Annotated in this window: 24 protein-coding genes; 10 read left to right on the top strand and 14 right to left on the bottom strand. The window is 41.6% G+C overall.

Annotated elements, in window-relative coordinates:
* Positions 1–147: 147 nt before the first annotated feature.
* The 3 genes from GLV98_RS16840 to liaF are packed head-to-tail and all read right to left on the bottom strand — an operon-like array spanning position 148 to position 2605.
* On the bottom strand, positions 148–774 hold the full coding sequence (locus GLV98_RS16840; RefSeq protein ID WP_160917228.1) for a response regulator: 627 nt from the start codon (positions 772–774) through the stop codon (positions 148–150).
* Entirely contained in the window at positions 771–1835 is a 1065-nt protein-coding gene (locus GLV98_RS16835) for a sensor histidine kinase (RefSeq protein ID WP_160917227.1), read from the bottom strand. Before GLV98_RS16835 ends, GLV98_RS16840 begins: the two co-directional genes overlap by 4 nt.
* Positions 1836–1849: 14 nt before the next feature.
* On the bottom strand, positions 1850–2605 hold the full coding sequence (gene liaF, locus GLV98_RS16830) for a cell wall-active antibiotics response protein LiaF (RefSeq protein WP_160917226.1): 756 nt from the start codon (positions 2603–2605) through the stop codon (positions 1850–1852).
* Between the two features lie 245 nt (positions 2606–2850).
* Here liaF and GLV98_RS16825 point away from each other — a divergent pair, with 245 nt between their 5' ends.
* Together GLV98_RS16825 and GLV98_RS16820 are read left to right on the top strand one after the other, a co-directional pair.
* A complete protein-coding gene (locus tag GLV98_RS16825; protein WP_160917225.1) occupies positions 2851–3288 on the top strand; it encodes a ferritin-like domain-containing protein in 438 nt (145 codons plus the stop codon).
* Between the two features lie 138 nt (positions 3289–3426).
* A complete protein-coding gene (locus GLV98_RS16820) occupies positions 3427–4596 on the top strand; it encodes a M20 metallopeptidase family protein (protein ID WP_160917224.1) in 1170 nt (389 codons plus the stop codon).
* Here the strand turns inward: GLV98_RS16820 and GLV98_RS16815 are convergent.
* From GLV98_RS16815 to GLV98_RS16805, 3 genes are all read right to left on the bottom strand, one after another.
* Positions 4593–5294, bottom strand: a complete 702-nt coding sequence (locus GLV98_RS16815; protein WP_160917223.1) for an EcsC family protein — start codon at positions 5292–5294, stop codon at positions 4593–4595. The genes GLV98_RS16820 and GLV98_RS16815 overlap by 4 nt on opposite strands.
* A 97-nt stretch (positions 5295–5391) precedes the next feature.
* Positions 5392–6606, bottom strand: a complete 1215-nt coding sequence (locus GLV98_RS16810) for an ABC transporter permease (protein ID WP_160917222.1) — start codon at positions 6604–6606, stop codon at positions 5392–5394.
* A complete protein-coding gene (locus tag GLV98_RS16805) occupies positions 6599–7342 on the bottom strand; it encodes an ABC transporter ATP-binding protein (protein ID WP_160917221.1) in 744 nt (247 codons plus the stop codon). The genes GLV98_RS16810 and GLV98_RS16805 overlap by 8 nt, the downstream gene beginning before the upstream one ends.
* Positions 7343–7451: 109 nt before the next feature.
* Here GLV98_RS16805 and GLV98_RS16800 point away from each other — a divergent pair, with 109 nt between their 5' ends.
* From GLV98_RS16800 to GLV98_RS16790, 3 genes are all read left to right on the top strand, one after another.
* Positions 7452–7910: an HIT family protein gene (locus tag GLV98_RS16800; RefSeq protein ID WP_160917220.1), complete on the top strand. Its 459-nt coding sequence runs from the start codon at positions 7452–7454 to the stop codon at positions 7908–7910.
* A 121-nt stretch (positions 7911–8031) separates the two neighbouring features.
* The gene (locus GLV98_RS16795; RefSeq protein WP_160917219.1) at positions 8032–8565 is read left to right on the top strand and encodes a tryptophan transporter; all 534 of its coding nucleotides are present in this window, start codon (positions 8032–8034) and stop codon (positions 8563–8565) included.
* A 169-nt stretch (positions 8566–8734) separates the two neighbouring features.
* A complete protein-coding gene (locus GLV98_RS16790; RefSeq protein WP_160917218.1) occupies positions 8735–9142 on the top strand; it encodes a YtxH domain-containing protein in 408 nt (135 codons plus the stop codon).
* A gap of 482 nt (positions 9143–9624) precedes the next feature.
* Here GLV98_RS16790 and GLV98_RS16785 read toward each other — a convergent pair whose 3' ends face one another.
* The 3 genes from GLV98_RS16785 to proV all read right to left on the bottom strand — a co-directional run bounded on the left by GLV98_RS16785 (position 9625) and on the right by proV (position 12661).
* Positions 9625–10560, bottom strand: coding sequence for a glycine betaine ABC transporter substrate-binding protein (locus GLV98_RS16785; protein ID WP_202410114.1), 936 nt, complete (start codon positions 10558–10560; stop codon positions 9625–9627).
* Positions 10561–10629: 69 nt separating this feature from the next.
* On the bottom strand, positions 10630–11475 hold the full coding sequence (locus GLV98_RS16780) for an ABC transporter permease (RefSeq protein WP_160917217.1): 846 nt from the start codon (positions 11473–11475) through the stop codon (positions 10630–10632).
* The gene (gene proV / locus GLV98_RS16775; RefSeq protein WP_160917216.1) at positions 11459–12661 is read right to left on the bottom strand and encodes a glycine betaine/L-proline ABC transporter ATP-binding protein ProV; all 1203 of its coding nucleotides are present in this window, start codon (positions 12659–12661) and stop codon (positions 11459–11461) included. The genes GLV98_RS16780 and proV overlap by 17 nt, the downstream gene beginning before the upstream one ends.
* 287 nt (positions 12662–12948) lie before the next feature.
* On the opposite strand from proV, the gene GLV98_RS16770 reads away from it, so the two are divergent.
* Positions 12949–13470 carry a GbsR/MarR family transcriptional regulator gene (locus GLV98_RS16770; RefSeq protein ID WP_160917215.1) on the top strand — a complete coding sequence of 174 codons (522 nt, stop codon included), beginning with the start codon at positions 12949–12951 and terminating at the stop codon, positions 13468–13470.
* A gap of 181 nt (positions 13471–13651) precedes the next feature.
* The gene (locus tag GLV98_RS16765) at positions 13652–14224 is read left to right on the top strand and encodes an HTH-type transcriptional regulator Hpr (RefSeq protein ID WP_160917214.1); all 573 of its coding nucleotides are present in this window, start codon (positions 13652–13654) and stop codon (positions 14222–14224) included.
* Positions 14225–14275: 51 nt separating this feature from the next.
* Here GLV98_RS16765 and GLV98_RS16760 read toward each other — a convergent pair whose 3' ends face one another.
* On the bottom strand, positions 14276–14608 hold the full coding sequence (locus GLV98_RS16760) for a DUF1878 family protein (protein ID WP_160917213.1): 333 nt from the start codon (positions 14606–14608) through the stop codon (positions 14276–14278).
* A 228-nt stretch (positions 14609–14836) separates the two neighbouring features.
* Between GLV98_RS16760 and GLV98_RS16755 the strand changes: the two genes are divergently transcribed.
* The 3 genes from GLV98_RS16755 to GLV98_RS16745 all read left to right on the top strand — a co-directional run bounded on the left by GLV98_RS16755 (position 14837) and on the right by GLV98_RS16745 (position 17424).
* Positions 14837–15388 carry a DUF3267 domain-containing protein gene (locus tag GLV98_RS16755; protein ID WP_089654200.1) on the top strand — a complete coding sequence of 184 codons (552 nt, stop codon included), beginning with the start codon at positions 14837–14839 and terminating at the stop codon, positions 15386–15388.
* 747 nt (positions 15389–16135) lie between these two features.
* Positions 16136–16318 (top strand): hypothetical protein, encoded by a 183-nt coding sequence (locus tag GLV98_RS16750; RefSeq protein WP_035510066.1) that lies wholly within the window; start codon positions 16136–16138, stop codon positions 16316–16318.
* 164 nt (positions 16319–16482) lie between these two features.
* Positions 16483–17424, top strand: a complete 942-nt coding sequence (locus GLV98_RS16745) for a peptidylprolyl isomerase (RefSeq protein WP_160917212.1) — start codon at positions 16483–16485, stop codon at positions 17422–17424.
* Positions 17425–17460: 36 nt separating this feature from the next.
* Here the strand turns inward: GLV98_RS16745 and GLV98_RS16740 are convergent, their stop codons facing one another.
* The 4 genes from GLV98_RS16740 to GLV98_RS16725 form a co-directional block, all read right to left on the bottom strand.
* On the bottom strand, positions 17461–17658 hold the full coding sequence (locus GLV98_RS16740; protein ID WP_160917211.1) for a sporulation YhaL family protein: 198 nt from the start codon (positions 17656–17658) through the stop codon (positions 17461–17463).
* A gap of 139 nt (positions 17659–17797) precedes the next feature.
* Positions 17798–18349, bottom strand: coding sequence for a GbsR/MarR family transcriptional regulator (locus tag GLV98_RS16735; protein WP_160917288.1), 552 nt, complete (start codon positions 18347–18349; stop codon positions 17798–17800).
* A gap of 93 nt (positions 18350–18442) precedes the next feature.
* Positions 18443–21325, bottom strand: a complete 2883-nt coding sequence (locus GLV98_RS16730; protein ID WP_160917210.1) for an AAA family ATPase — start codon at positions 21323–21325, stop codon at positions 18443–18445.
* Positions 21322–22560 (bottom strand): DNA repair exonuclease, encoded by a 1239-nt coding sequence (locus GLV98_RS16725; RefSeq protein WP_160917209.1) that lies wholly within the window; start codon positions 22558–22560, stop codon positions 21322–21324. The genes GLV98_RS16730 and GLV98_RS16725 overlap by 4 nt, the downstream gene beginning before the upstream one ends.
* Positions 22561–22683 lie beyond the last annotated feature (123 nt).

Raw genomic sequence — 22683 nt, 5'->3', positions numbered from 1 at the left:
CTTTCTACCTCTCTCTCATGCCATTATACAAGGTATTCTCTCGAAAACAAAGTAGTTTCATAGTCGTCCACACCTTTGTCATTTCTATAAAAGATATAGCTCTTAAAATGAAAAAAACCGCCTATATGCGGTCCTCTTCTTTCATTTCTAATTTTTCAGCAATCCATTTCGATGGGCATAAACGGCCGCCTGGGTACGGTCCTGAACCTCTAATTTACTTAAAATGTTACTGACATGAGTCTTCACTGTTTTGACTCCTATATAAAGCGCATCACTGATCTCCTGATTCGTCATGCCTTCCCCGACACATTTGAGTACTTCCAGTTCACGTTTCGTGAGCTCTTCATGTGGTTTTCGATCTTGACGGAAACGGGTCATCATTTTTGTAGCCACTTTCGGCTCAATTACATTTTGACCAAGCGCGGCTTTCCGTATGGCTTCTGCAATTTCATCGGCTGATGATGTCTTCAGCATATAACTAAACGCACCTGCTTCAAGCGCCGGAAAAACCTTCTCATCATCATAATAACTTGTCAGAATGATGATTTTACAAGATTCTGTTTTCATGATTTCTTCTGTCGCTTCAATTCCAGTCCCATTTTCCATAATCAAATCCATGAGAACAACATCCGGTTTCTTCTCTTTAACCAGCGCTGCTCCTTCATACCCACTGCTTGCTTCTCCCACGATATCCAAATCTTCTTCTGTACTTAAATAGGCAATCACACCTTTACGGACGACATCGTGATCATCAATGACTACGACACGAATCATTTCTCTTCCCCCTTTTCATTTGCTTTTACAGGGACACGGACATCGATATGTGTCCCTTCTCCTTTCCTCGAACGCAAAGAGTATGTACCACCAATTTCTTCACACCGTTCGCGCATCGTTTTCAATCCATAAGAAGCCTTATTGGCTTTTTTATCCTCTGTGTCAAAACCGACTCCATTATCAGCAATATGTAGGAAGATTTCCTTTTGGTCATGAGTGGCTTCCACCTTCACCTCAGAGGCATTGGCATGTCTTAATATATTCGAAAGCGCTTCTTGAACAACCCGGAACAACTGCTCTTCTACTGATGTTGGGAGATCACCTAAATCTTCCATATCCACATCAAAATCAATCTGACACTTTTGACGCAATTCTTCTATAAGTGTTTTAATCCCCTCCGTCAGTGGTTCTCCTGACAAATGAACCGGCCGTAAATGAAGAAGGAGCGCCCTCATTTCTGTTTGCGCCTGAAGGGCCATTTGGGTAATTTCCTGAAGCTGTTCTTTTGCTTTTTCAGGTCGACGATCAAAGATTTTTTCTGTCGCCTGCGCCATCATCGTTAAGGCGAATAACTGCTGGCTCACGGCATCGTGCAAGTCGCGGGCAAGTCGTTGTCGCTCTTCAATCGTTGCTGCTTTGTGAGCCGTACGCGCCAACTCGCTTTTTTCATCAGCAAGCTTTACAAGCGAATCCTTCTGCTGCTCCAACTTTTCGCCAAGTACATTCAGTTCATCCCCTACAGCAGCAATTTCATCATTCTCATTAAAGTAAATCCGCTTGCTGAAGTTCCCGCGCGAAAGCTGGGTAATCATCATCGATATGTAGTCCAGCCGGTGTTTGACATCCCCACTCGACCGAAAGCCTGCATATAGAGACATGATAAACCCAAGGACAACATAGAGCAGGATGAACATTAAAATGGCCCCTGCGCTCAACCAATCAGGCTGAAACCATACGTAAATAGACAACAGGATACTGAGCAGGATAAACGTATTTAAAATGAGTCCATAAAGGTGTGATCGGATATACATGTAACGTATACTATTCAATTGCTTTAACATGCTCCCCCCACCTTTCACACCTGTTCGATTCGAATCGAACCTACTTTAAGATCGACACCAATGGTCAACCTGCGAGTGGCCATCGAGTAATCATCGGTTTCATATTCCACACTTCTGTGCATTCCATCAGCTTTCTGTCCACCGACACGGATATCCCCTGTCTTCACTTTTGCCTCTACACGAAATGGAACTTGTTTCGGAATTAACATTTTGACGTCGCCAACCCAGCCACGCACGATGATTGGCGTATCTCCATCTGGAATGAAAGCACGTGTAAAATCGAAGCGGTAGTCACCCACTCCATTCCATAAATCCATAGGCTCCACCTTCCAGTTCTCTTCATTAAAAGAGTGATCTCCAATCATCATATGCTTGGACTTCAGCTTGTTTGAAGAAGAACCATTAGAATCATATTCAATTTTCACTTTAGATTTGTTTTTACCTAAAAAGATACTAAATCCAAAGTATATGAAAAGAAGCGGCCAAAGTTGCCATACATCACCAAAGGAAAATTCAAAGATCCCCAGTCGATCCAACAATAAAAGTGTACTGAAGATGGTGAGGAAGGAACCGAGGATCCAACTCCCGCCTTTTTTTAATAACGCATCCAACCAAACCTTTAAACCAATCACCAATAAAATGACCGGATAAATATTGCCCCACGTCCATCTCATTTCCAGGGAAATAATGTTCAAATTCGACAAGAGAAGAACAAAACCAAATAAAACTAATATTAGTGCGATGACGACTTGTGAAATTTTATTATGCATAGTGCTCACCCTTTTTTAACCTTCCGTAAATTACATTCGACAGAAGTTTAATATTTCCTTTTCTTTCATAAATGGTGCAATGATATAAAGCTTCATTCAGAATGTAGCCTAATCTTATCTGGAAATGAAGAATTGTAAAACAACCTAGAGAACGGAGTTATCTCCGTCTCTAGTCGGAGGTGATGTTTAAACCAGATTGTGATGGGAATATTTATAGTAGAGCATAAAAGAAAGGATGTTGTTGTATGGATCAAAAAATGCAAAATTTAATCGATGGACTCAACGAAGATTTAGCTCATGAGTACGCAGCCTCTATTATGTACACCTATAATGCGGCTGTCGTAACGGGGCTTTATCGTTCAGTCCTCAAGCCATTTTTCGAGAGCGAAGTGACCGATGAACAAGGGCACGCTCTTTATCTAGCTGAAAAAATCAGTACTCTTGGTGGAACTCCGACGACAACACCTGCGGAAGTCAAGCAAATGACTGAAGTTAGACCAATGTTAGAAGAAGCACGTGAAGCTGAGCGTCAGACCATTAAACGCTACGAGGAACGCAAATCCCAAGCGGAAGAACTTGGACTGACCGAGTTATCTGTGAAACTGGATGATATGATTGCAGACGAAACTGGTCATATGGAAGAAATCGGTCGTTTACTTCAAGATTCCCGCTTACAAGATTAACATCTTCATCCCCTGTCTCAGACAGGGGATTTTTTATTGACACTCGATAAGGGAACGCATTTGAGAATATTCTGAATGTATATTACAATTTATAAAAATAGTTGCCAACCATCACCAAGAAAACAAGGAGGAGAACATATGTGGGAAAACGTTTTTCAAGCCATTGATGAACAATACGAGAAAATGGTTAAAACGCGTCGTCATTTGCACCAATATCCAGAAGTCTCATTCAAAGAAGAGAAGACGGCTCAATTCATTGCAGATACATATGAGAAACTGGGGATTCCGTATGAAAGTCACATCGGAGGAAATGGAGTGATTGCCAGGCTTGAAGGCGGGAAACCAGGGAAGACGGTTGCGCTGAGAGCAGATTTTGATGCCCTTCCTATTCAGGAGGAAAATGACGTACCTTATAAATCCAAGAACGAAGGGACCATGCATGCGTGTGGTCACGACGGACACACCGCAGCTCTTCTAGGTCTGGCGGAAGCACTTCTACCTTATAAAGAAGAACTGCCAGGAACGATCGTTTTCCTTCATCAGCACGCGGAAGAGTATGCGCCCGGGGGAGCAAAACCGATTGTCGAATCAGGGGCTCTTTCCGATGTAGATGCAGTGTTCGGCACTCATCTATGGGTGAATGCTCCCACAGGAGTCATCCAAACGTCCAAAGGACCTTTTATGGCCGGAGCAGATCGATTCGAAATCAAAGTTCAAGGCAAAGGTGGACATGGAGCCCAACCACATCAAACAAAAGATGCCATCGTCATCGCCTCTCAAATGGTTTCTTCCTTGCAGCAAATCGTCAGCCGTCGGGTAGACCCATTGAAAACAGCTGTGCTTACAGTAGGAACGTTTGAATCAGGAACCACATTTAATGTCATTGCGGATTCAGCAACCTTAACAGGTACGGTAAGAACATTTGACCCTGACGTGCAAAACTTGATCATTGAAGAGATGGAAAAAGTCATAAAAGGAACATGTGATGCAAACGATGCTACCTACGAGTTCATATATGAAAAGGGGTACCCTCCCGTTGTCAATCACACCGAAGAAGCGGACTTAGTTTTACAACACGCCCACAAGGCGGACGCTTCTTTACGTACAGAAGAGATCGAACCGGTCATGGCTGGAGAGGATTTTGCATATTACCTATTGGATAAGCCCGGCACTTTTTATTTTACAGGTGCTCAAATTCCGGATCATTATTATCCCCACCACCATCCAAAATTCGATTTCGATGAAAAAGCGCTGCCACACGCAGCTAAAACATTATTCCAATCCTTTATTAGTTATCAAGAACGTTAAAGTAAACGGAGGCGGCTGGACTGAATGGTCGTCTCCCCTAATTGTTCTAATAACCTCCCATTCGCCACATACCCCACAACGGCCCCGAAACCCGGAATCAATTGAAGAAGCTTCACAAGATCCAGGGTATCTCTATACTCAATCTGCAAAGTCTTCCAATCCACGTTCTTTTCCATCATTTCTAAGTCATTCCATCCCATAACCTTACGCTTCACTTCCCCACGAACCTCGTCACTGGAAAAAGCGAGCATGAATACATGAAGCAAATAAACTCTCTCTTCATAAGAATGAACATTCCACCCATAAACCTGAGCCGCATCAAACAAAAACTTCATCTTTATGCTTAATAGTAGTGGGAAATCAGCCACCCCCAGCCAAAAGCCTCCAAAACCCGTTCCTGCGCCTTCCACAGCTGCTGCCTTCTTATATTTATTAACTAATTCACGGACTTGCCTTTCACGCTCTTCAAAGCTCCAATCCGGATGGACGTTTACAGGACGAATGTACTCTGATGTGGTTAAAGCAAGCTCAATCATAGAACGAACGCTATCCGTCACTACCCCGTGGACGCGACTAGGGATTTTTTCATTCATTTTCGACTGCACCTGCTTTGAACGCCTCTGTATTAGGGAAGACCGCTTGTCCAATGATTTACTCCAACGTAAGGCTTCCTGCTTCGCCTGCTCTTCATAACTCATATCGAACACCTCCGAATGTTTTTTCATAAGTACAAACAATGAAATATTGATAAAATTGGATATGAAACAGGGAAGACTGCTTAAGTAGTCTTCCCTGTTACGTCAATTTCTTTTTCACATAGTTTTGTATAAATAGATAACTGAAGATACTTCCACCTATCCATACGAGCACAAGCCCTATAGGGTTCCATTGGAATACAAACAGTAGACCGAACAGGAACGTTTGAAACAACATGATCTGCTGTAACCATTGCAAGATTGCTTTTTCTTTCCATTCTTTCTTAACTGGATATAGATCCAGCCAAGCAATGGTGCGGTGGTGATTCCACAATGTCATCATTTGAAATGCACTCAAGTAGAGAAATAGAATGGCAAACGCGACCTTCACCCATAGATTGGATACAAACCAAATGGCCAGTGCACCAATGACTATAAGGCGGATATACATACCTAAATAATCGCTGCTTCGTATAAACGTGATTTTATACAAATAGGAAAAGGTCTGGTTTTGCCGGTAAGGAACCCGATCCACAATCGCTCGTACAAGCGTGTTTCGCTTTTTCACTGTATTTTTTAAATGGGGAACATCCACAAACATATTGGCAATTCTGTAGAAGGTTCTCATCCGCTGCTGATCTTTTTCTACAAGTATGTCCCAGGCGAGTCCGGCTTTTTGCCTGGAGAGTGAATATGTGTAAAGAACAACAGCTACAAGGAGCACGGTCACGATACTGGCATATACCCATTCTCCTTGAGCTAGAAAATAAAAAATGGTAATGTTCAATACCACTTTAATGATCTGGTCCACGAGTCTCGTTCTCAGGTTTCTCTCTTTCAACATCCACCAATTGGACATCATGTTCCAAATCTTAATGACAAGGACTACACCGATCATCATTAAATAATGCCGGGTACCAAGTTCTGGATAAGAGGCAAAATACAAAGGACCCAGGGCTGCCGATACTAGAAAAATAAGATAAAGTTGGACAACGTAGCTGTAATATAAACAGCGGCGGAAGTAGTCACCCAATTGATACTCACCTGGAAGCAGGAAAACCAAATCCGGCTCTTTGAGGAGCGTACGCACAGGACTGTACCCTGTGATGAATCCAAAAGCGAGCGCAATAATCCATGCGGTAGGAAAATCTTCCGGCAAGCCTTGCAGCCATTGCCGGTAGTAGTAAGCGAGCGCTGAGATAAAGAACAACAGGGCAATACCAATGTGTTCATTAAAAATATACTTTAAGTAACGGCTGGTCTCTTTCGTGTGTTCAGAAAAACGTTTCTTCCAAAACTCCTTTGCATTAATCATATTGTTCTTCCTTTGTCAGCTGCACATAGATATCATCAAGAGATGCCCCCGGCTGATTAAATGACGTGCGCAGCTCTTCAAGCGTCCCTTTAGCTCTGATTTCTCCTTCATGGAGGATGATAAAACGATCACAATATCTCTCTGCAGTAGCAAGGATATGAGTCGACATTAAAATCCCCGCCCCTTTTTCTTTCATATCCTCCATCAACTGCAGATAGGATTTTATACCGAGAGGATCCAGACCAACAAACGGTTCATCAACGATATAGAGGTCCGGTTCAATTAAAAATGCACACATAATCATAACCTTTTGGCGCATCCCTTTAGAAAAGTGGACCGGAAACCATTTGAGCTTTTTCTCCATACGAAATTCTTTTAGAAGCGGCTGCAACCTCTGTTTGAATACATCTTCCGGCACATTGTAGGCCATAGCGGTCAAGTGTAGATGTTCATACAATGTCAATTCATCATATAAAATAGGCATCTCCGGAATATAACCGAGCTGTTGTCGATACTCTTCCGGGTTTTCTTCAAATGATGTTCCATTGATCGAGACTTTTCCTTTTTTCGCCTGCATCATCCCGATGATATGTTTGATGGTTGTACTTTTACCTGCACCATTCAAACCGATGAGGCCGACGATTTCATTTGGATGGACATCAAAAGAAATGCCATGAAGCACATTTTTATGAGTGTACCCTCCGTGGAGGTCTTTGATATGTAATAAAGGTTCCATCTTATCCCTCACTTCATTAATTTACCTGCACAAATTTTATCATACTTTCCCATCCGTTACACTTTTCACTCACCGTCTTCATCGAGTTTTAGCTCTTTCATATGGTACAATGCTATCAAACGGAAAGGAGTGTTTGCATATGGCAGATGAATGCATTTTCTGCAAAATCATTGATGGAGAAATTCCTTCAGCGAAAGTGTACGAAGACGATGAGGTGTATGCTTTTCTTGATATCAGTCAGGTAACAAAAGGGCACACGCTAGTTATCCCGAAACAGCATTGCCAAGACATTTACAACACACATCCAGAAACAGCAGAGAAGCTGTTCTCAAGAGTGCCGAAGATCGCAAATGCAATTAAACAAACCTATGCTCCTATTGGTTTGAACGTCTTAAATAACAATGAAGAAGCAGCAGGCCAATCTGTTTTCCACCTACATATCCACCTCATTCCGAGGTATGGTGAAGGGGATGGATTCGGCGCGAAGTGGGATGTCCACTCCGATGATTACACCCCAGAAGATTTACAGGCCATCGCTGGTGAAATCAACCACCACATCCCTGGTTAAATGGTTTGATTTTCTCAAGAGAAAACTGCTATAATACTAGCATGCAATCGCAAACGGTCATGAGGACACGTTTGGATGGCAAATTCAGATGAGATTAGAATAGTTGAGGAGAGATGTTTAAATGAATATTCGTGTTTTAGTCATGTTGTCTTTATTTGTAGGAATTGGTGCAGTTCTGCATGCTGTCGCACCCCCGTTCTTTTTCGGAATGCGACCGGACATGATGCTCGCTATGATGTTCCTCGGGATTTTATTGTTCCCTAAACCATCGTATGTCCTATTGTTATCTTTAGCGACAGGCTTCATCTCAGCGATGACAACCACCGTTCCAGGCGGCCAACTGGCCAATATCATTGATAAGCCGTTCACAGCATTTGCTTTCTTCGGGCTTGTCCTTTTGACTAAAAAAATATCACATCAAAAATTCGTACAGCCTGCTTTAGCGGCTATCGGTACGATGATCAGCGGCTCCATTTTCTTAGGGGTTGTCCTTTACATCATCGGACTTATGGAAGCGAGCTTCGGCCTCATGTTTGCTACAGTCGTTCTACCTGCTGCGGCGTTTAACGTGCTTTTCGTAGCCGTCATGTATCCGATCGCCCAAAAGATCTTAAGACGATCAAACCTTGCTAAAGCTGCTCAACCTGCCTCTTAAGAGGATATACAGAATGAACCTTAACTTACACCAAAGGCACTACATCAAATGTAGTGCCTTTGTTTTACCTTTACCACTTAAAGAATATTTTTTTATGTTTTTAAGGTTTCATTCATACATATTAAGAGAAAATATAAAATAGAGAGTGATTGAAAGGAGACTGACTGATATGCCAAATGGAAAATCATTAGCGCTGGGATTCTTAGTCGGGGGAGTCGTTGGAGCTGCTTATACGTTACTGAACACCCCTTCCTCCGGTCGTGACTTTAGAGAAAATGCCAAACTGAAAAGTGAGAACTTAAAAAATACAGTTCTCAGCTTAAAAGAAGAAGGTATGCAACTGAAAGATCAGATTACCCAAACGTCTAAAGAAGGCGCAGAGCTGATCAAAGAACTTTCTGAAGATGTAAAAACTTCCATTGAAAGCTGGAAGCGAACCGTTGAACCCCATCAAAGAAACATTCAGAAATATTTAGAACAAATCGAAGCAAGCTTAAAAGAATTAGAAGAAAAAGCAAAGGCTGAGCAAGCCGATCACACGACACAACCGAGTCATGAAGTCATCAACCACCAATAATCTCACACATCCCGCCTTGTGCGGGATTTTTTATGTTTGTCCTTCTTCCCCTATCTATATTCCATCCCCTTCCATTCTATGCCCAAAAAGCGCAGTTAAACGCTGTTGTTAAATGTTCATTATTAAAGTATATGGCAGGAGTGTGTAAGACTCGATTTTGAGACTTTTGTGGGTAGTTAGGGCTCCGGGAAAAGGTTCGCTTTCCGGGGCGAGTGATGAGCCTCCTCGAGCTAACGCTCTGCGGGGTCTCATCTACCACGCACTTCCCACAAGAGTCTCACCGATTCCCTCCGCCCTTTGCCATATGAAATCCTCAAAATCCCTCTAACAGTAACCTGCCGAGTTCTGTAATGTAGACCTGCTCACTTACGAAACTGAGTCTTCCAGAAAAGGGAGCTTATATATAATAAACTGCGGGATTTACCCGAGCCTAAAATAAAAGCGTGTAGAGGTTTATACCTCTACACGCTTTATCAAACTTATTATTCAGCTGCTTCTAAATCTTCAATGGAATCGACATCCATATACTCAGGAACGACTAGACCAATCTTAGCACCTTCAAGGTTTGCTCCAAGATCTTCTAGCTTATCTTTGTTTTGCTCATACTGATCACCGTGAGTTCCTGGCAACCATGCAGCAACCATACCATCTGCTTCACCAGCGGCAACAGATTCCCACATCGGGCCATTATCAAGTGGTGTAATCGTTACTTCAAAGCCTTGTTCCTTCATGACTTCTGCAACGACGTTTGTTGAAGCAATCTCAGAATCCCAGTTTACAAGAACAAGCTCAACTTCTGTACCATCCACTTCTTCAGTACCTTCAGTCCACGCATCTACTTTGTCTTGATTATTGGAAATCCAGTTTTGAGCCGCTTCTTCTGGGCTTGCCCCATCAGAAACCTCAAGCATCACTTCTTCCATGTCTGAAGCTTCCCAGTTGAACTGATCTAAGATTTTATAAGCGTTTGGCTTCTCATCTTTAAGCCCTTGACGAACCATTGTTTTGATTTGTTCTTCTCCACCAAAAACTTCTTTTGGATCTTCAAGGTATTTCAAATCATATTTTGCGAACTTCCAGTGTGGCGTCCAGCCCGTAACAACGATTGGTTCTTCGTTCTCAACCGCTTCACCTAGAGCTGTGGCCATAGCACCAGAAGAAGATGTAGATACTTCCCAACCACTCAAGTTTTCATATTCTTCAACAGCAGCTTCGGCAGAACTTACGACACCTGCACCTGCTTCGATACCAGTAATTTCATAGCCCATTTCTTCCCCATAATTCATTTCAGAAGCGGCTTCATCACCGTTAGAATCTCCATTTGACTCTGTGCCTTCATCTTCTGAAGATCCACAACCTGCAGCTACAAGTGTTAAAGATAGTCCGGCAACCATACCGAAACGTTTCCAATTAAACATGTAAATCTCTCCCCTTTTAAAGATTTTATATAGAAAAAAGGTCCAAGGACCCTTTTCTAACGTTATTTACTAGTCACCACGCTGGGTGTTCAAGTTTTGTGTGAAACGGTCAATGATAATTGCAAGAATAACGATACCAAGTCCTGCAACGAATCCAGTTCCGACTTCAGCACGCTGAAGTCCGGTAATAACTGTTTGACCAAGTCCCTTCGCACCAATCATGGATGCAATGACCACCATGGATAGTGCAAGCATGACTGTTTGGTTGATTCCTGCCATAATCGTCTTTTTAGCCATTGGCAATTGGACTTTAAATAATTTCTGAGTTCCGGTCGTACCGAATGCATCGGATGCCTCAATCAATTCATGGGACACCTGACGTATTCCCAGGTTCGTAAAACGAACGGTCGGTGGTGTTGCGAATATGACAGAGGCAAACACCCCTGGTACCATACCGATACTGAAGAAAGCTACGGCTGGAATCAGATAGACAAAGGCAGGCATCGTCTGCATGAAGTCAAGGACAGGTGTAAGGATTTTCTCAGCCATTTTGCTTTTTGCCATCCAAATTCCAAATGGAACTCCGATAATAACGGAGATCAGACTCGCAAAAATAACGAGCGTAAATGTATTCATCAACTCTTCCCATAACTCCTGGTTGGCAATAAACCATAGGCCGATAACTGCAAAAGCTGTTAAGCCCAACTTTTTCCCAGAAACAAAGAAGGCCAAAACACCTACAACGATAATGAATAGCCAAATGGGAATAGCCATCAACCAATCTTCTGCTACGATTTCAATAAAGTCACCAAAATCTTCTTTTATAAAATCAAATAAGAATTCAAACGTATCTGTTGTCCACTCTGTCGCTGTATCAATCCACTCAGCAACAGGAAGCTTAGGAATCAAACCCATTTAAATTCACCTCACTTCCAGCTAACGCCGCCAGGACGGCTCCTCTCACAATAATCCCTCTCAATTTTCCTTCTTCAATAACAGCTACAGGTACAGGGGCATCATGGATAATATCGAAAATTTCCTGCATCGGTGTTTGAGGCTCTACCTTCGGCACATCCGTGCGAAGAATCCCCTTCAAGTTATCCGAATCCTGTTTTACAGCATTAGAAACATCATCAGCGGTTACATAGCCATGCAGATTTCTTTTTGCATCCGTTACATAGATGCTCGAAAGACCTTCCTTCCGCATCCGCTCAAGAGCTGTACGCGGACCGTGTTTTTGAATATCCACCGTTTCTGGTCGTTTCATAATGTTTTCGGCGGTCAACACTTTGGAACGATCTACGTCCTCAACGAACTTCTCAACATATTCGTTCGCTGGATTCACTAGGATTTCTTCTGGTGTACCAATCTGAACAATGCGTCCGTCTTTCATGAGAGCAATACGGTCACCGATTCTTAACGCCTCATCAAGGTCATGGGTAATGAATAAAATGGTTTTCTTCATGGATTCTTGCAGCTCCAATAATTCATCCTGCATTTCTTTACGAATTAATGGGTCCAATGCAGAAAAGGCTTCATCCATCAATAGAACTTCTGGATCGTTTGCCAGGGCTCTCGCAAGACCAACACGCTGCTGCATCCCCCCGGATAGTTGACCAGGGTATTGGTGGATATAGCCACCTAGGCCGACCATTTCTAAAGATTTTTTCGCTTTTTCTTTACGCTCATTTTTATCAATTCCTTGGACTTCAAGACCGAACTCTGCGTTTTCCAGTACTGTACGATGTGGGAAAAGACCAAAGCGTTGGAATACCATACTCAACTTTTGGCGACGGACTTCTCGTAAATTTTTGCTGTCCATCTTAGCCAAATCCTGACCATCAATATATACACTACCTTCTGTTGGTTCAATTAATCGGTTGATTAATCGTACAAGTGTAGACTTACCACTTCCGGACAGCCCCATGATGACAAAGATTTCCCCTTCTTCTACATCAAAGGACGCGCGGTTAACACCGACTGTGTTGCCGGTCTTTTCAAGGATATCTTCTTTTGATAAACCCTCATCTAAGTATTTGGTAGCCTTTTTGGCATTTTTACCGAAAATTTTCGATAAGTTTTCTACTTGAATAATCGGCACGTCTCTCACCTCTTCTGTTTTTGTTTATTATGGTACGTTTCATCGTTTTTATTTCCGTCCACAATCAAGCACCTTACATAATGTAACCTATTTGTAATAGAAAGTTCAAACGATAAATACTTTAAATCAAGTACAAAAATTATGTACAGTTGAAACTGTACAGAGTTTAAGGGGTGTATTACGCCAATTTACTTCTAAATCCTTTATATTTAAGCCCTTTCAGTAATTTTTATAAAAATGGAAATTATAGTAACGTTGTACATAGATTTTTTGCGAAGGAGGATCTTATGGTAGTAAAAGACCACCATTTCCTTGAAGACATGCATACGAAAGTCACCCACGAATTTTCTAAGACACTGGAAATGTTTGGACTTACCCCTGCTGATGCTCGGTTGTTTGTTACTCTCTATCTGCATCAGGGTCCAATGACGTTAGATGAAATGAGTAAGGCTTTGGGTAAAAGTAAAACTTCTATGAGTACAGGCGTAAGAGGTTTATTGGATCAAGGGCTGGTTGAACGAGTATGGAAGAAAGGCTTCCGTAAAGACCTTTACCAAGCCAATGAAAACTTATATCGAAATTTCATGTCTTCCTATATAAAGAAGTGGCAGTCAGCCGCAAATGGACAAATAAATAGGCTCGAAAGTATGGAAGGCGAGTTGAAAGACAGAATAAAGGAATATGTCAATCAAGAGGAAATGCAACAGGCGGATCAGCTTTACAGACGTCTGGGAGATATGGTCCGTTTTCACGAATGGATTGCTGGAGCTTTCAAAGAATTAGATCCTAACGAACCCCCTTCTGATTAACCCCTCTTCCCACACATGCGGAGCCAGTTTTTCCTCGCTCTGCATGTTATTTATTTTTTCAGCACATTATATCTTGATAATTTGCTCAAATTTTATATTATTATAAGTGGGTAACTCTTTAGAAACTAATAGCCTATTGATGATAGAATAGTTTTAAAAATACCTTAAGAGGGTGAGGTAAATGAAGGAAAAAATCTCAAAAAGAGAAGCCATTTTCTACAGTCATAAAATGGCTCAACTCTCTAAAGCACTTTGGAAAGCCATTGAAAAGGACTGGCAGGATTGGATCAAGCCATTTCAATTGAACATCAACGAGCATCATATTTTGTGGATTGCTTACCATTTGAAAGGGGCAAGCATTTCTGAGATTTCCAAGTATGGTGTCATGCATGTTTCAACAGCCTTCAACTTTTCAAAGAAAATGGAAGAGCGCGGCCTCCTTCAGTTTTCTAAACGTGAAAACGATAAAAGGAACACGTATGTAGAACTAACGGATCCAGGGATTGAACTTCTAGAAGCAACGCTGAATGAGTATAACCCAGAAGATAATTCTGTACTGAGAGGCGTTATGCCCATGACAGAAATGTATGGAAAGCTTCCTGAGTTCTTGGATTTATCTGCTCTGATCAAGGAGATCTATGGAGATGAATATATAGAAATCCTGGAACGTTCACTAGAAAACATTGAAGAGGAACCTTTGGTCCAACAGCCTACGGATATTGAAGACTATAAAAAGAAATCAAGATCTTCATAACGTGTAAGACTATATAAATAGAACCCTTTCCAATATCTATTGGAAAGGGTTCTATTTATGATGAAGACGATGGAGTTGGTTCGTCAATTTCGGGTAAAGCCCCTGCTGATTGAGTGCTTCCAATGCCTCATCTATAGGAAGCTTGTAACAAAGCATGCCGGCAAAGTAAATCATCAAATTGGAATGATTAATCAAACCGTTGGCTATATCCTCCTCGTAACGCTCATGCAAGATCTCTAACAACTGCAACGTTTCCTTATATTCTTTTTTTGTTAAGCTTTTTTCAATGACTAATTTCGTAAATGGATATTTCTTCATCTCTTCGACTTCTAGTAATAAATTCAAGTGGAATGCAAAGGTTTCACATTGATTTTCCTTCTTCAAAATACTCCCTCCACTACCTGCTGTCACCCTTGTCATACCAAGGTTTAAAAGATCTTACAACAAAAGAGTAAAAAGCAAATATTTTTTTTACAAAAAACCTATTGCTTTTTCTCTTCAAACATACTATTATTCGTCTTGTGCCAAACAAACGAAACATAAAACGTACTACTATCATATCGATATTCATATAAAATTCACAGTATTTTTTGTTGTAAGGGAGGGATTCTTATGATGAACTGCTGGAAAACAGTAAACATCAATAAAGAATTCGGTTTGAACCGTGTTTACCTGATGTCTTTTCTTACAGGACTACTTTCTTTCCTAATTTTATACTTGCCGTATTCAATGATACACGGTACGCATGAGATGAATGATCACGGTTTTCTACCGTTGTTGGTTATTTTGTTTTTCTTACCATCGATGCATCGCTTAATGCATATGCTTCCATTGATGCTCAGCTACAAGCGATTGCGTGTGAAGTTCAAATTCAGAAAACGATTTGTTCCGACCTTCACCTACCAGTGCAAAACTCGGTTATCGAAAAAGACATCCATCATGATGGCTCTTGCACCAACATTTTTGATTACAGTTCCTGCACTCATCATGGGATATGTCTTCCCTAACTACTTTGCATATCTTGTACTTTTTGCATCTGTGAACATTGGATTATCCTTTTCTGATTTTCTCTATTTAAATTATTTCGCAAAAGCACCGAAGAAGTGCTTGATCGAAAATGCCAAAGAAGGCTATGATATCTTGATCCATCAGCCAAAAGCATAAAAAACAACGTTCTCCCTTTTGAACGTTGTTTTTTTACGCCTTCTTACAACATATGTCAGTATTCTGGAAGAATCGATCGAGGCGTTTGTGCGATTCTACGGGCTGCGGGAAAAGGTTCGCTTTCCATGGGGGAGGCACTAAGCCTCCTCCGGCTACACCTTCCCGGGTCTCAGCTGTCCCTCATACCCTTTAGGAGTCTCGCCGTTTCCCTCCGCCCCTTTGCAATATGAGGTTCACGAAATTCCTCTAACAGTAACCTGCTAAGTTCTGTAATGAAGACCTGCTCACCCACGCCGTTATAGAGTCGTTTTACCAAAGATCCTGCACGAATAAGGCATGGAAACAGGGTCTGGGAAAGGTCCGCATGAAAAGCGAATGGAAACACGAACGTGTGTGTTTTTCTACTGACTGATTCAGCACACCGCAAATCGTCGTTTCCCTGACGTATCCATGGCAAGGGATTCATCATTCATTATACCAACCAGACATGGCTTTCTTAATGGCTACATGAGAGGTGCTCCTTACGCTTCCGCGGAAAGCGAGCTATCCCCTAAAGCCCCATCCACTAAACAAAAGTCTTGAAGCTGTGTCTTCCACAATCGGGAGCTTTAGTTTAAGTCGGAATTTGTCTTTTCTTTTCTGAATCAGACTTTTTTGTTCTAAGCGGGAAATCCGACCTGCTTTTTTCTGTTCAATCCACCCAAACTTTGATAGAGTAGTTTCATAGGGAATAAAGGAGGTACCAACATGGCATTTGGATTCAGCTTGTACGCGCTCGTCATTTTATTCGTGTTTAACTCACTCACACATTCCTTATGCACAAAGACGAAAATGTCGAACGAAAAACAAACGCGGGTATTCCGCACAATCAACGTACTGATTACAATATTATTGATTTCTTCATATGTGGAAGTGCTTAATACACTTTAAGAACAGGCCGGAGATGGCCTGTTTTTTCTATGTCTTGTTTGAATTGCTATATTTTCTCAACACAGTATGGAACATTGCCTATATAATGTGTTATATTTACTCATAGGCTGTGAGCAAATCTCTACGTCACGAAATTCACAATAAGTTTTAGGAGTGTCAGGATTATGAAAAAAATAGCCATCACGGCTGCTTTAGCAGCGAGCGTATTCACCTTGTCAGCTTGTTCATCAAATGCCGATGAATCAGAAGTTGTTGTTGAAACCAATGGTGGAGAAGTCACGAAAGAAGAATTCTACCAAGAATTGAAATCTCAATCTGGGGAGCAAGTGCTTCAGACTCTTGTCATGAAGGAAGTTCTTGCAAATAACTACGAGGTTTCTGATGAAGAAGTGAACAAGGAACTAGAAACAATTAAAGAACAATACGGTGATAATTTTGAGAACATTCTTCAGCAAAATGGCTTTGCAGATGAAGAAGCTTTCAAAGAAACCATCCGTATGAGCCTATTGCAAGAAAAAGCGGCTTCTGAAGGAATCGAAATCTCAGAAGAAGAAATGAAAAATTATTATGATCGTATGAAGACAGAGGTTCAAGCGAGCCATATCCTAGTCTCTGATGAAGAAACTGCGAAGGAAGTTAAAGAAAAAATCGATAATGGGGAAGATTTCGGAGAGTTAGCTGCTGAATATTCTTCTGATGGTTCTGCTCAGCAAGGTGGTAAGCTTGGTTGGTTTGGACCTGGAGAAATGGTTGCTGAATTTGAAGATAAAGCCTACGAATTAGAGCCAGGCAAAGTAAGTGAACCTGTGCAGTCTCAATTTGGCTACCATATCATCAAAGTGACGGACAAGCGTGATAAAGAAGATATCAAACCTTATGAAGAAATGAAGGAAGAAATCAAGCGTACATTGACGAGTCAGAAAGTCGATCAGGCTGAGCTTCAGAAGAAGATGGATGAGCTTATGCAGAACTCTGAAATTGATGTGAAGCTCGATGAGTTTGAAGGACTCTTCGATAAAGAAGAAGCACCAGCGGCAGAAGGAACAAATCCAGAGGGCAATAACTCTGAAGAAAGCTCTTCTGAAGGTGAAAATACAGAAGAATAATAGGAACAAAAGCCAGGTGAGTGATTCACCTGGCTTTTATTCTGACATCATGGCATCTCTTTTCTCTCGCCGCTCTTTCTCCTTTTCCATCCTCTTCAAATACACCTGACCTTCCCGTTCGATATACTCTTGTTCGAGGTTGTGCTCCGCTCTCATCGCGCGGATAGCCATATATCCGCTTATGAATATAAAGACAATGCACAGAAAGACCCAAATCGGAAGACCGAATAACATAAATTCATCCTCCCTGCTCCTTTTGTCTCTAGTCTATGAGCACTCTTGGTCAAATATGATACAAGCTCCCCTTCCCTTCTATGTAAAAGGCTATGAAAAATCCGATGAGTGCAGCAAACAAGCTGCACCCATCGGATTTTTACTTTTTATCTTTTTGGTCAATTTTCGGTACGTATTGGAAAATCTCGCCGGATTCTACTACATGAATGAATCTCATAAGCCAACGATAGTAGTTTTGCGCATACTCCAGTCGATCGATATCTTCTGTTATTTTTGCCTGAAGATCTTCATCTGTCGTCTTCTCTTGTAGCTCTTTCAACTCCTGGATGGCTTCATCCGCTTCTTCAATATTCGTCTCTGTATGATGCCTCCAACGGCTTCCGAACAAGGATGTGAAAGATTTATACCAATCTTCTTCGGACTTGTAAAGATCTTTACGGACTCCTTTTTTAAAAGACGGTTCGACCATCTTCATATCTGATAAAGCACGGACGCCTGTTGACATACTTGTCTTACTCATCTCCAAAGCTTCCCGCATGTCATCCAATGTCATGGGCTCCTGTGAAAAGTATAGCACTCCATACAAGCGACCGATGGACGGGGTTACCCCATAAAGGCTCATATTCTTAGCTATGACTTGAATAAATTGTTCAATCGTTTCTTCGTATTTGTTCCAATCCTTATTGTTCATTTCTGGCAATGGAAACCCTCCATTTGCTTATTCCTCAGTAATCTTAAAACATTTTATCATTAATGTTCTTACATTGCGACCTTATTATCGATTTTAACTCAATCGCAGGACATGAGGAGATTGAAACACTTCTTTCAAATCTTCTCGCCATGTGAATAGAATAACCTGGTGTTTCTTAGATAACTGCTCCAAAAGTTCAATCATCAGGTTTAATCTTTTCTGGTCAAAATGAACAAAGGCATCATCAACAAGAAACGGTAGCGACAAATCATCCGCCATCGTTTCCCCAAGTGCCAACCGAAAAGAAACATACAATTGATCCTTTGTGCCCCGTGAAAGTTCCATTGGGAAATAAGTGAATCCCTGCTTACTCATGACTTTAATGTGATCATCATCCGGGGAAATTTTCACATCAACATAATTTCCGTCCGTCAGCTTATGAAAATAGTCAGTAGCTTTTCGTAAGATTTGTGGTAAATATTTTTCTTTATACGCGCGCTTTGTCTTCTCCAAAGCCTTCAAAGCCAGTTGATAAGCCGCCCATTCTTCCGACTGCTTTTGAAGTTCAACTTTTTCCCTGTGAAGTTTGTGGGTAATACTTGAGCGTTCGTCTGAATGCTCAAGCTGTCGGATAGCGCTCTGGTTGTCTGCCATGGTTTGCTGAGCTTTTTTTTGTTCCTCTTCAATCTTTTGCTTTTCGCTTTTCATTCGTTCCAGGCGGGCTGAAAGTTCAGATTCCTCAGGGACATGTGTCCACACAAGATAATCCTTTTGCTCTTTTTCCGACAACATACGCTGCAGCTGGCGTTCTAGATCTTGGAGCTGATTTTGTTGCTTCTCTTGTTTTTCTTTCTTTTTCGCCTTTGAGTAAAAGTCTGCTTCATCCTCTACGCCGGCTTCTTTGAAAAGCTCAAACTGCTGCTCCAAATAAGTAGAAAGCTTCACGCTAATTTCTTTGGAACGCTTATGCAAGGACTCTAATTGCTGTTCTGCTTGATTGATCTTTTGCCGTCTCTGATTCTGCTCTTGGACCCATTCTTTCAGATGCTGCCACTGCTGTTCCATATTCTCTTCGTAGAATTCCCACTTTTTTCCCCTGTAAAACGCTCCCAGATCTTTTTTGATACGATTTATTTTGGATAGCTGTTCTTCTTTGTCCTGCAGCAGTCGTTTATGTGTTCGTTTTTTTTCTTTCAATTGTGTCAAAAGATGATAGAGCTTTTCCCAGTGCTCCACGTGTAAGTATTCAAGGAAAGGATAGAGGTTACGCTGTTCATCGAGTGTACCTTCCAATCTTATTTTTCGTTGCTGGAGATGGTGAGTCTTCTCCTGCAGCCGAATCTCTTCCTGGTTCAACTGCTTCCACTGCTCACGCAAATGATGGTACTCATTCTTTTGTGCATCATATTTTTGCAGCTGCCATCTCGCTTGTTCCATTTCTTCAGCAGGTATAGATGTCGGCAAGCTTTCCTCTGACGCTTCCACTATTTTTCTATGACAGCTGAAACTGTATAATCCAAGTCCAGCCGCTACGACCAAACATAAGAGGAATAGGATCATCCCTTCAAGGAGACCTCCAATAGCAAGCGCGAGGATGGCCAAAACGCCTCCTAACAAACGTCCATTCCTTAATCCCGTTTTGCTTTGATCAGACGTTGCCGCCATTTGATAATTCCGCTGCAACTTTTCTTCATACTCTTTGGCTGTTTCCTCACTGATCCTCTCGTCCTCTATCGAATGTTTACGCTTCTCTATCTTTTGAAACTCGCGGCCGAGGTCTACGGATTGTTCCTTAATGAAAGCTTCCTCACGTTCCACTTCTTCTTTTTCCTTTTTTAAAGCCCGCCATGTTTCTTCAGTATAAAATGGCAAAGGGTATTCCTCTATTTCATCTATATCCAAAGGAACATCAATATGACTCCTGTCTTCCTCAAGCTGTTCATCTAATCGGCTGATTTGTTGTAAGAGGCGTTCGTACTCATAGACAGCATGTTCATATTTTGGATATCCTGTTTCTACAAGCTTTCCACCTTCTTCTTCTTGAGATGGATCGTATCCATCTTTCCAGCTTTGAATAGAAACTTGGAGTTCTTCGATATTTGTTTTCAATAGCTTTTGCTCCGATTGAAGAGGCAATAGGACTTCCTTCACTTGCTGGTACCGCTCCACACCGGCTTCTGGAAAGGAGAGCGTATGTTGATTCTCTACTTCGGCCTTTATTAGATGGTAATCAACAATAATACCTCTTACTTTTAAGATTTGTTCCGTTATGTAGATTTGATTGATGGTTTCCTGCCATTCCTCTTCCAATGTGCGTATGCGTCCGTTCAATGTATCTTTTGCTTTTTGAAGCCGTAGATAGTCTTCTTCTTCATCATCTAATATTTTTTTCTTCTGCTGCAACTCTTCAACCACTCGAAGCTGTTCATTGATGAGCGGCTTTTTTCCTTTCGGCTTAAAACGTTCATCCATTTGTTTTTGCAGCCACTTTTCTGTCTGGAAAATTTGATCAGATCCCGTTAACCCGATATTCAAAAGGGCTTCTCCAAGCTCATGTCCTGATAGATTCTTTAGTTCCATCAAGTCATCCGCATTAAAACTATAGGTGGATTCAAAAACTCTACGATCCATTCCATCAAGTAAGTTCCGAAGCCAGGATTCATCTTTTTCCTCTCCCGTCTCCAACCGGCAGACCGCTTTCCCGCTTTCATGTTCGTGCGTTCTCTCAATCGTCACTCTTCCATAGTCTTCCGTTAATAGGACAAGGCGTCCGCCCATACTTCCTCCGGTTTTAGGTATAAAAGACACCCTTTGCTTTGGAGGTAGTCCAAATAATATAAACAAGATAAATTCATAGAGCGTCGATTTTCCTGCTTCATTTTCACCAACAATTAGATGAGGAGATGGATCGGTTAAATCCAAAGCGTGTTCCTTCCATTTGCCGAATCCGAAAATAGATAAATGGAGAATCTTCACATCGTCCCCCTCCCCTCATGGTTCATCATCCGTTCCATTAGCAGTGATTTTGCTTGCTCGATCACATCCGTCGCTTCTTCATTTTCAATCGAATGAATATGCCTGGATACTTTTCTATGAGAAAACAAAGGAGAAAGCCACTGTTCTACTTCTTCCTCACTTAAATCAGAAATGGTGCGTAACAATTCACCTGTAAAGTGTGAGCCTCTCATTAATTCCTCTTCATCCCAAGTTGTCCGACTCTCGACCTTCACTTCCTCTATCCAGATCCAATCATCGGAATTAAAATCTTCATTTTCATTGAGGACTTGCACCCATTCTTGAATATCCTCTATGGATCCTGCGTATCCCACCATCGTAATTGTCAACATCACGGGAGAACCGACAGCTTCTCTTTCTTTCGCCTTTTCCAAGACTTCTTCCAACTCTTCAGGCGATGTAGTTTCAAGATCATCCACTGTGGTAGAGACGTATGTGATGCTTTGCAACGGGACAAACTGATAATTCCATTCTCCGGATCGGTGCTCGACAAGGTAACATCCTTTGTCTCCCGCTTCCTTACGTGATCTCCCCTGGATATTCCCTGGGTATAGGATGGGTGGATCTGTCGAGATAACCGAACGTTTGTGGATGTGACCTAATGCCCAATAGTCCATCTCTTGTCCTTTTAACTCTTGTAGTGAAAAAGGTGCGTAAACATCATGGTCTGTATTTGTATCCAGACTGCCATGAAGCATTCCAATGTGATAGTCAGCCCCCTCTAGTTTCATGAAAAACGGGGCTTTGCGTTCTCGTACTTCTCTTGTCTCATAGCTGAACCCGTAAATATGCGCCAAAACGTCTCCTTCTTTTTCAAAAGGGAAGAATTCAACGTTCTGACTTTGAAATATATGTACATTGGCGGGCATTTCAATGGGTAAGGTTTTCCCTTCTATATAATCATGGTTACCATAACTAATATACACTTGAATATCTTTCTCTTGAAGACGTTCGAACCCACGCCTAAGATGGACTTGAGCTTTGATACTCCGAATTTCTTCATTATATAAGTCACCAGTAATCAAAAGGAAATCCACCTTATTATTTATACAGGTCTCAATTAAACGGTCGAACGCTTCGAACGTGCTTTTTCGCAACCTATCTAACAGTTGTTCCGGGAAGTGTCCCTTAGTTTTAAAAAGGCTGTCGATATGTAAATCTGCACTGTGTATGAACCGAATCGATGATCCCACCATGATCAGCCTCCTTTTCTATTATTTCCTTTATTTTAACAGAGCCCAAAACCGAATGCACGTTCTCATAAAACACGGACGTATAATCATCACCTTAAGTTCTTCAGGACGAGCCATCCATAAGGA

Source organism: Halobacillus litoralis, assembly GCF_009856415.1.
Taxonomy (GTDB): Bacteria; Bacillota; Bacilli; order Bacillales; family Halobacillaceae; genus Halobacillus; species Halobacillus litoralis_C.
The sequence above is the reverse complement of the archived record's forward strand: the minus strand, read 5'-3'. Positions and strand labels throughout refer to the sequence as shown.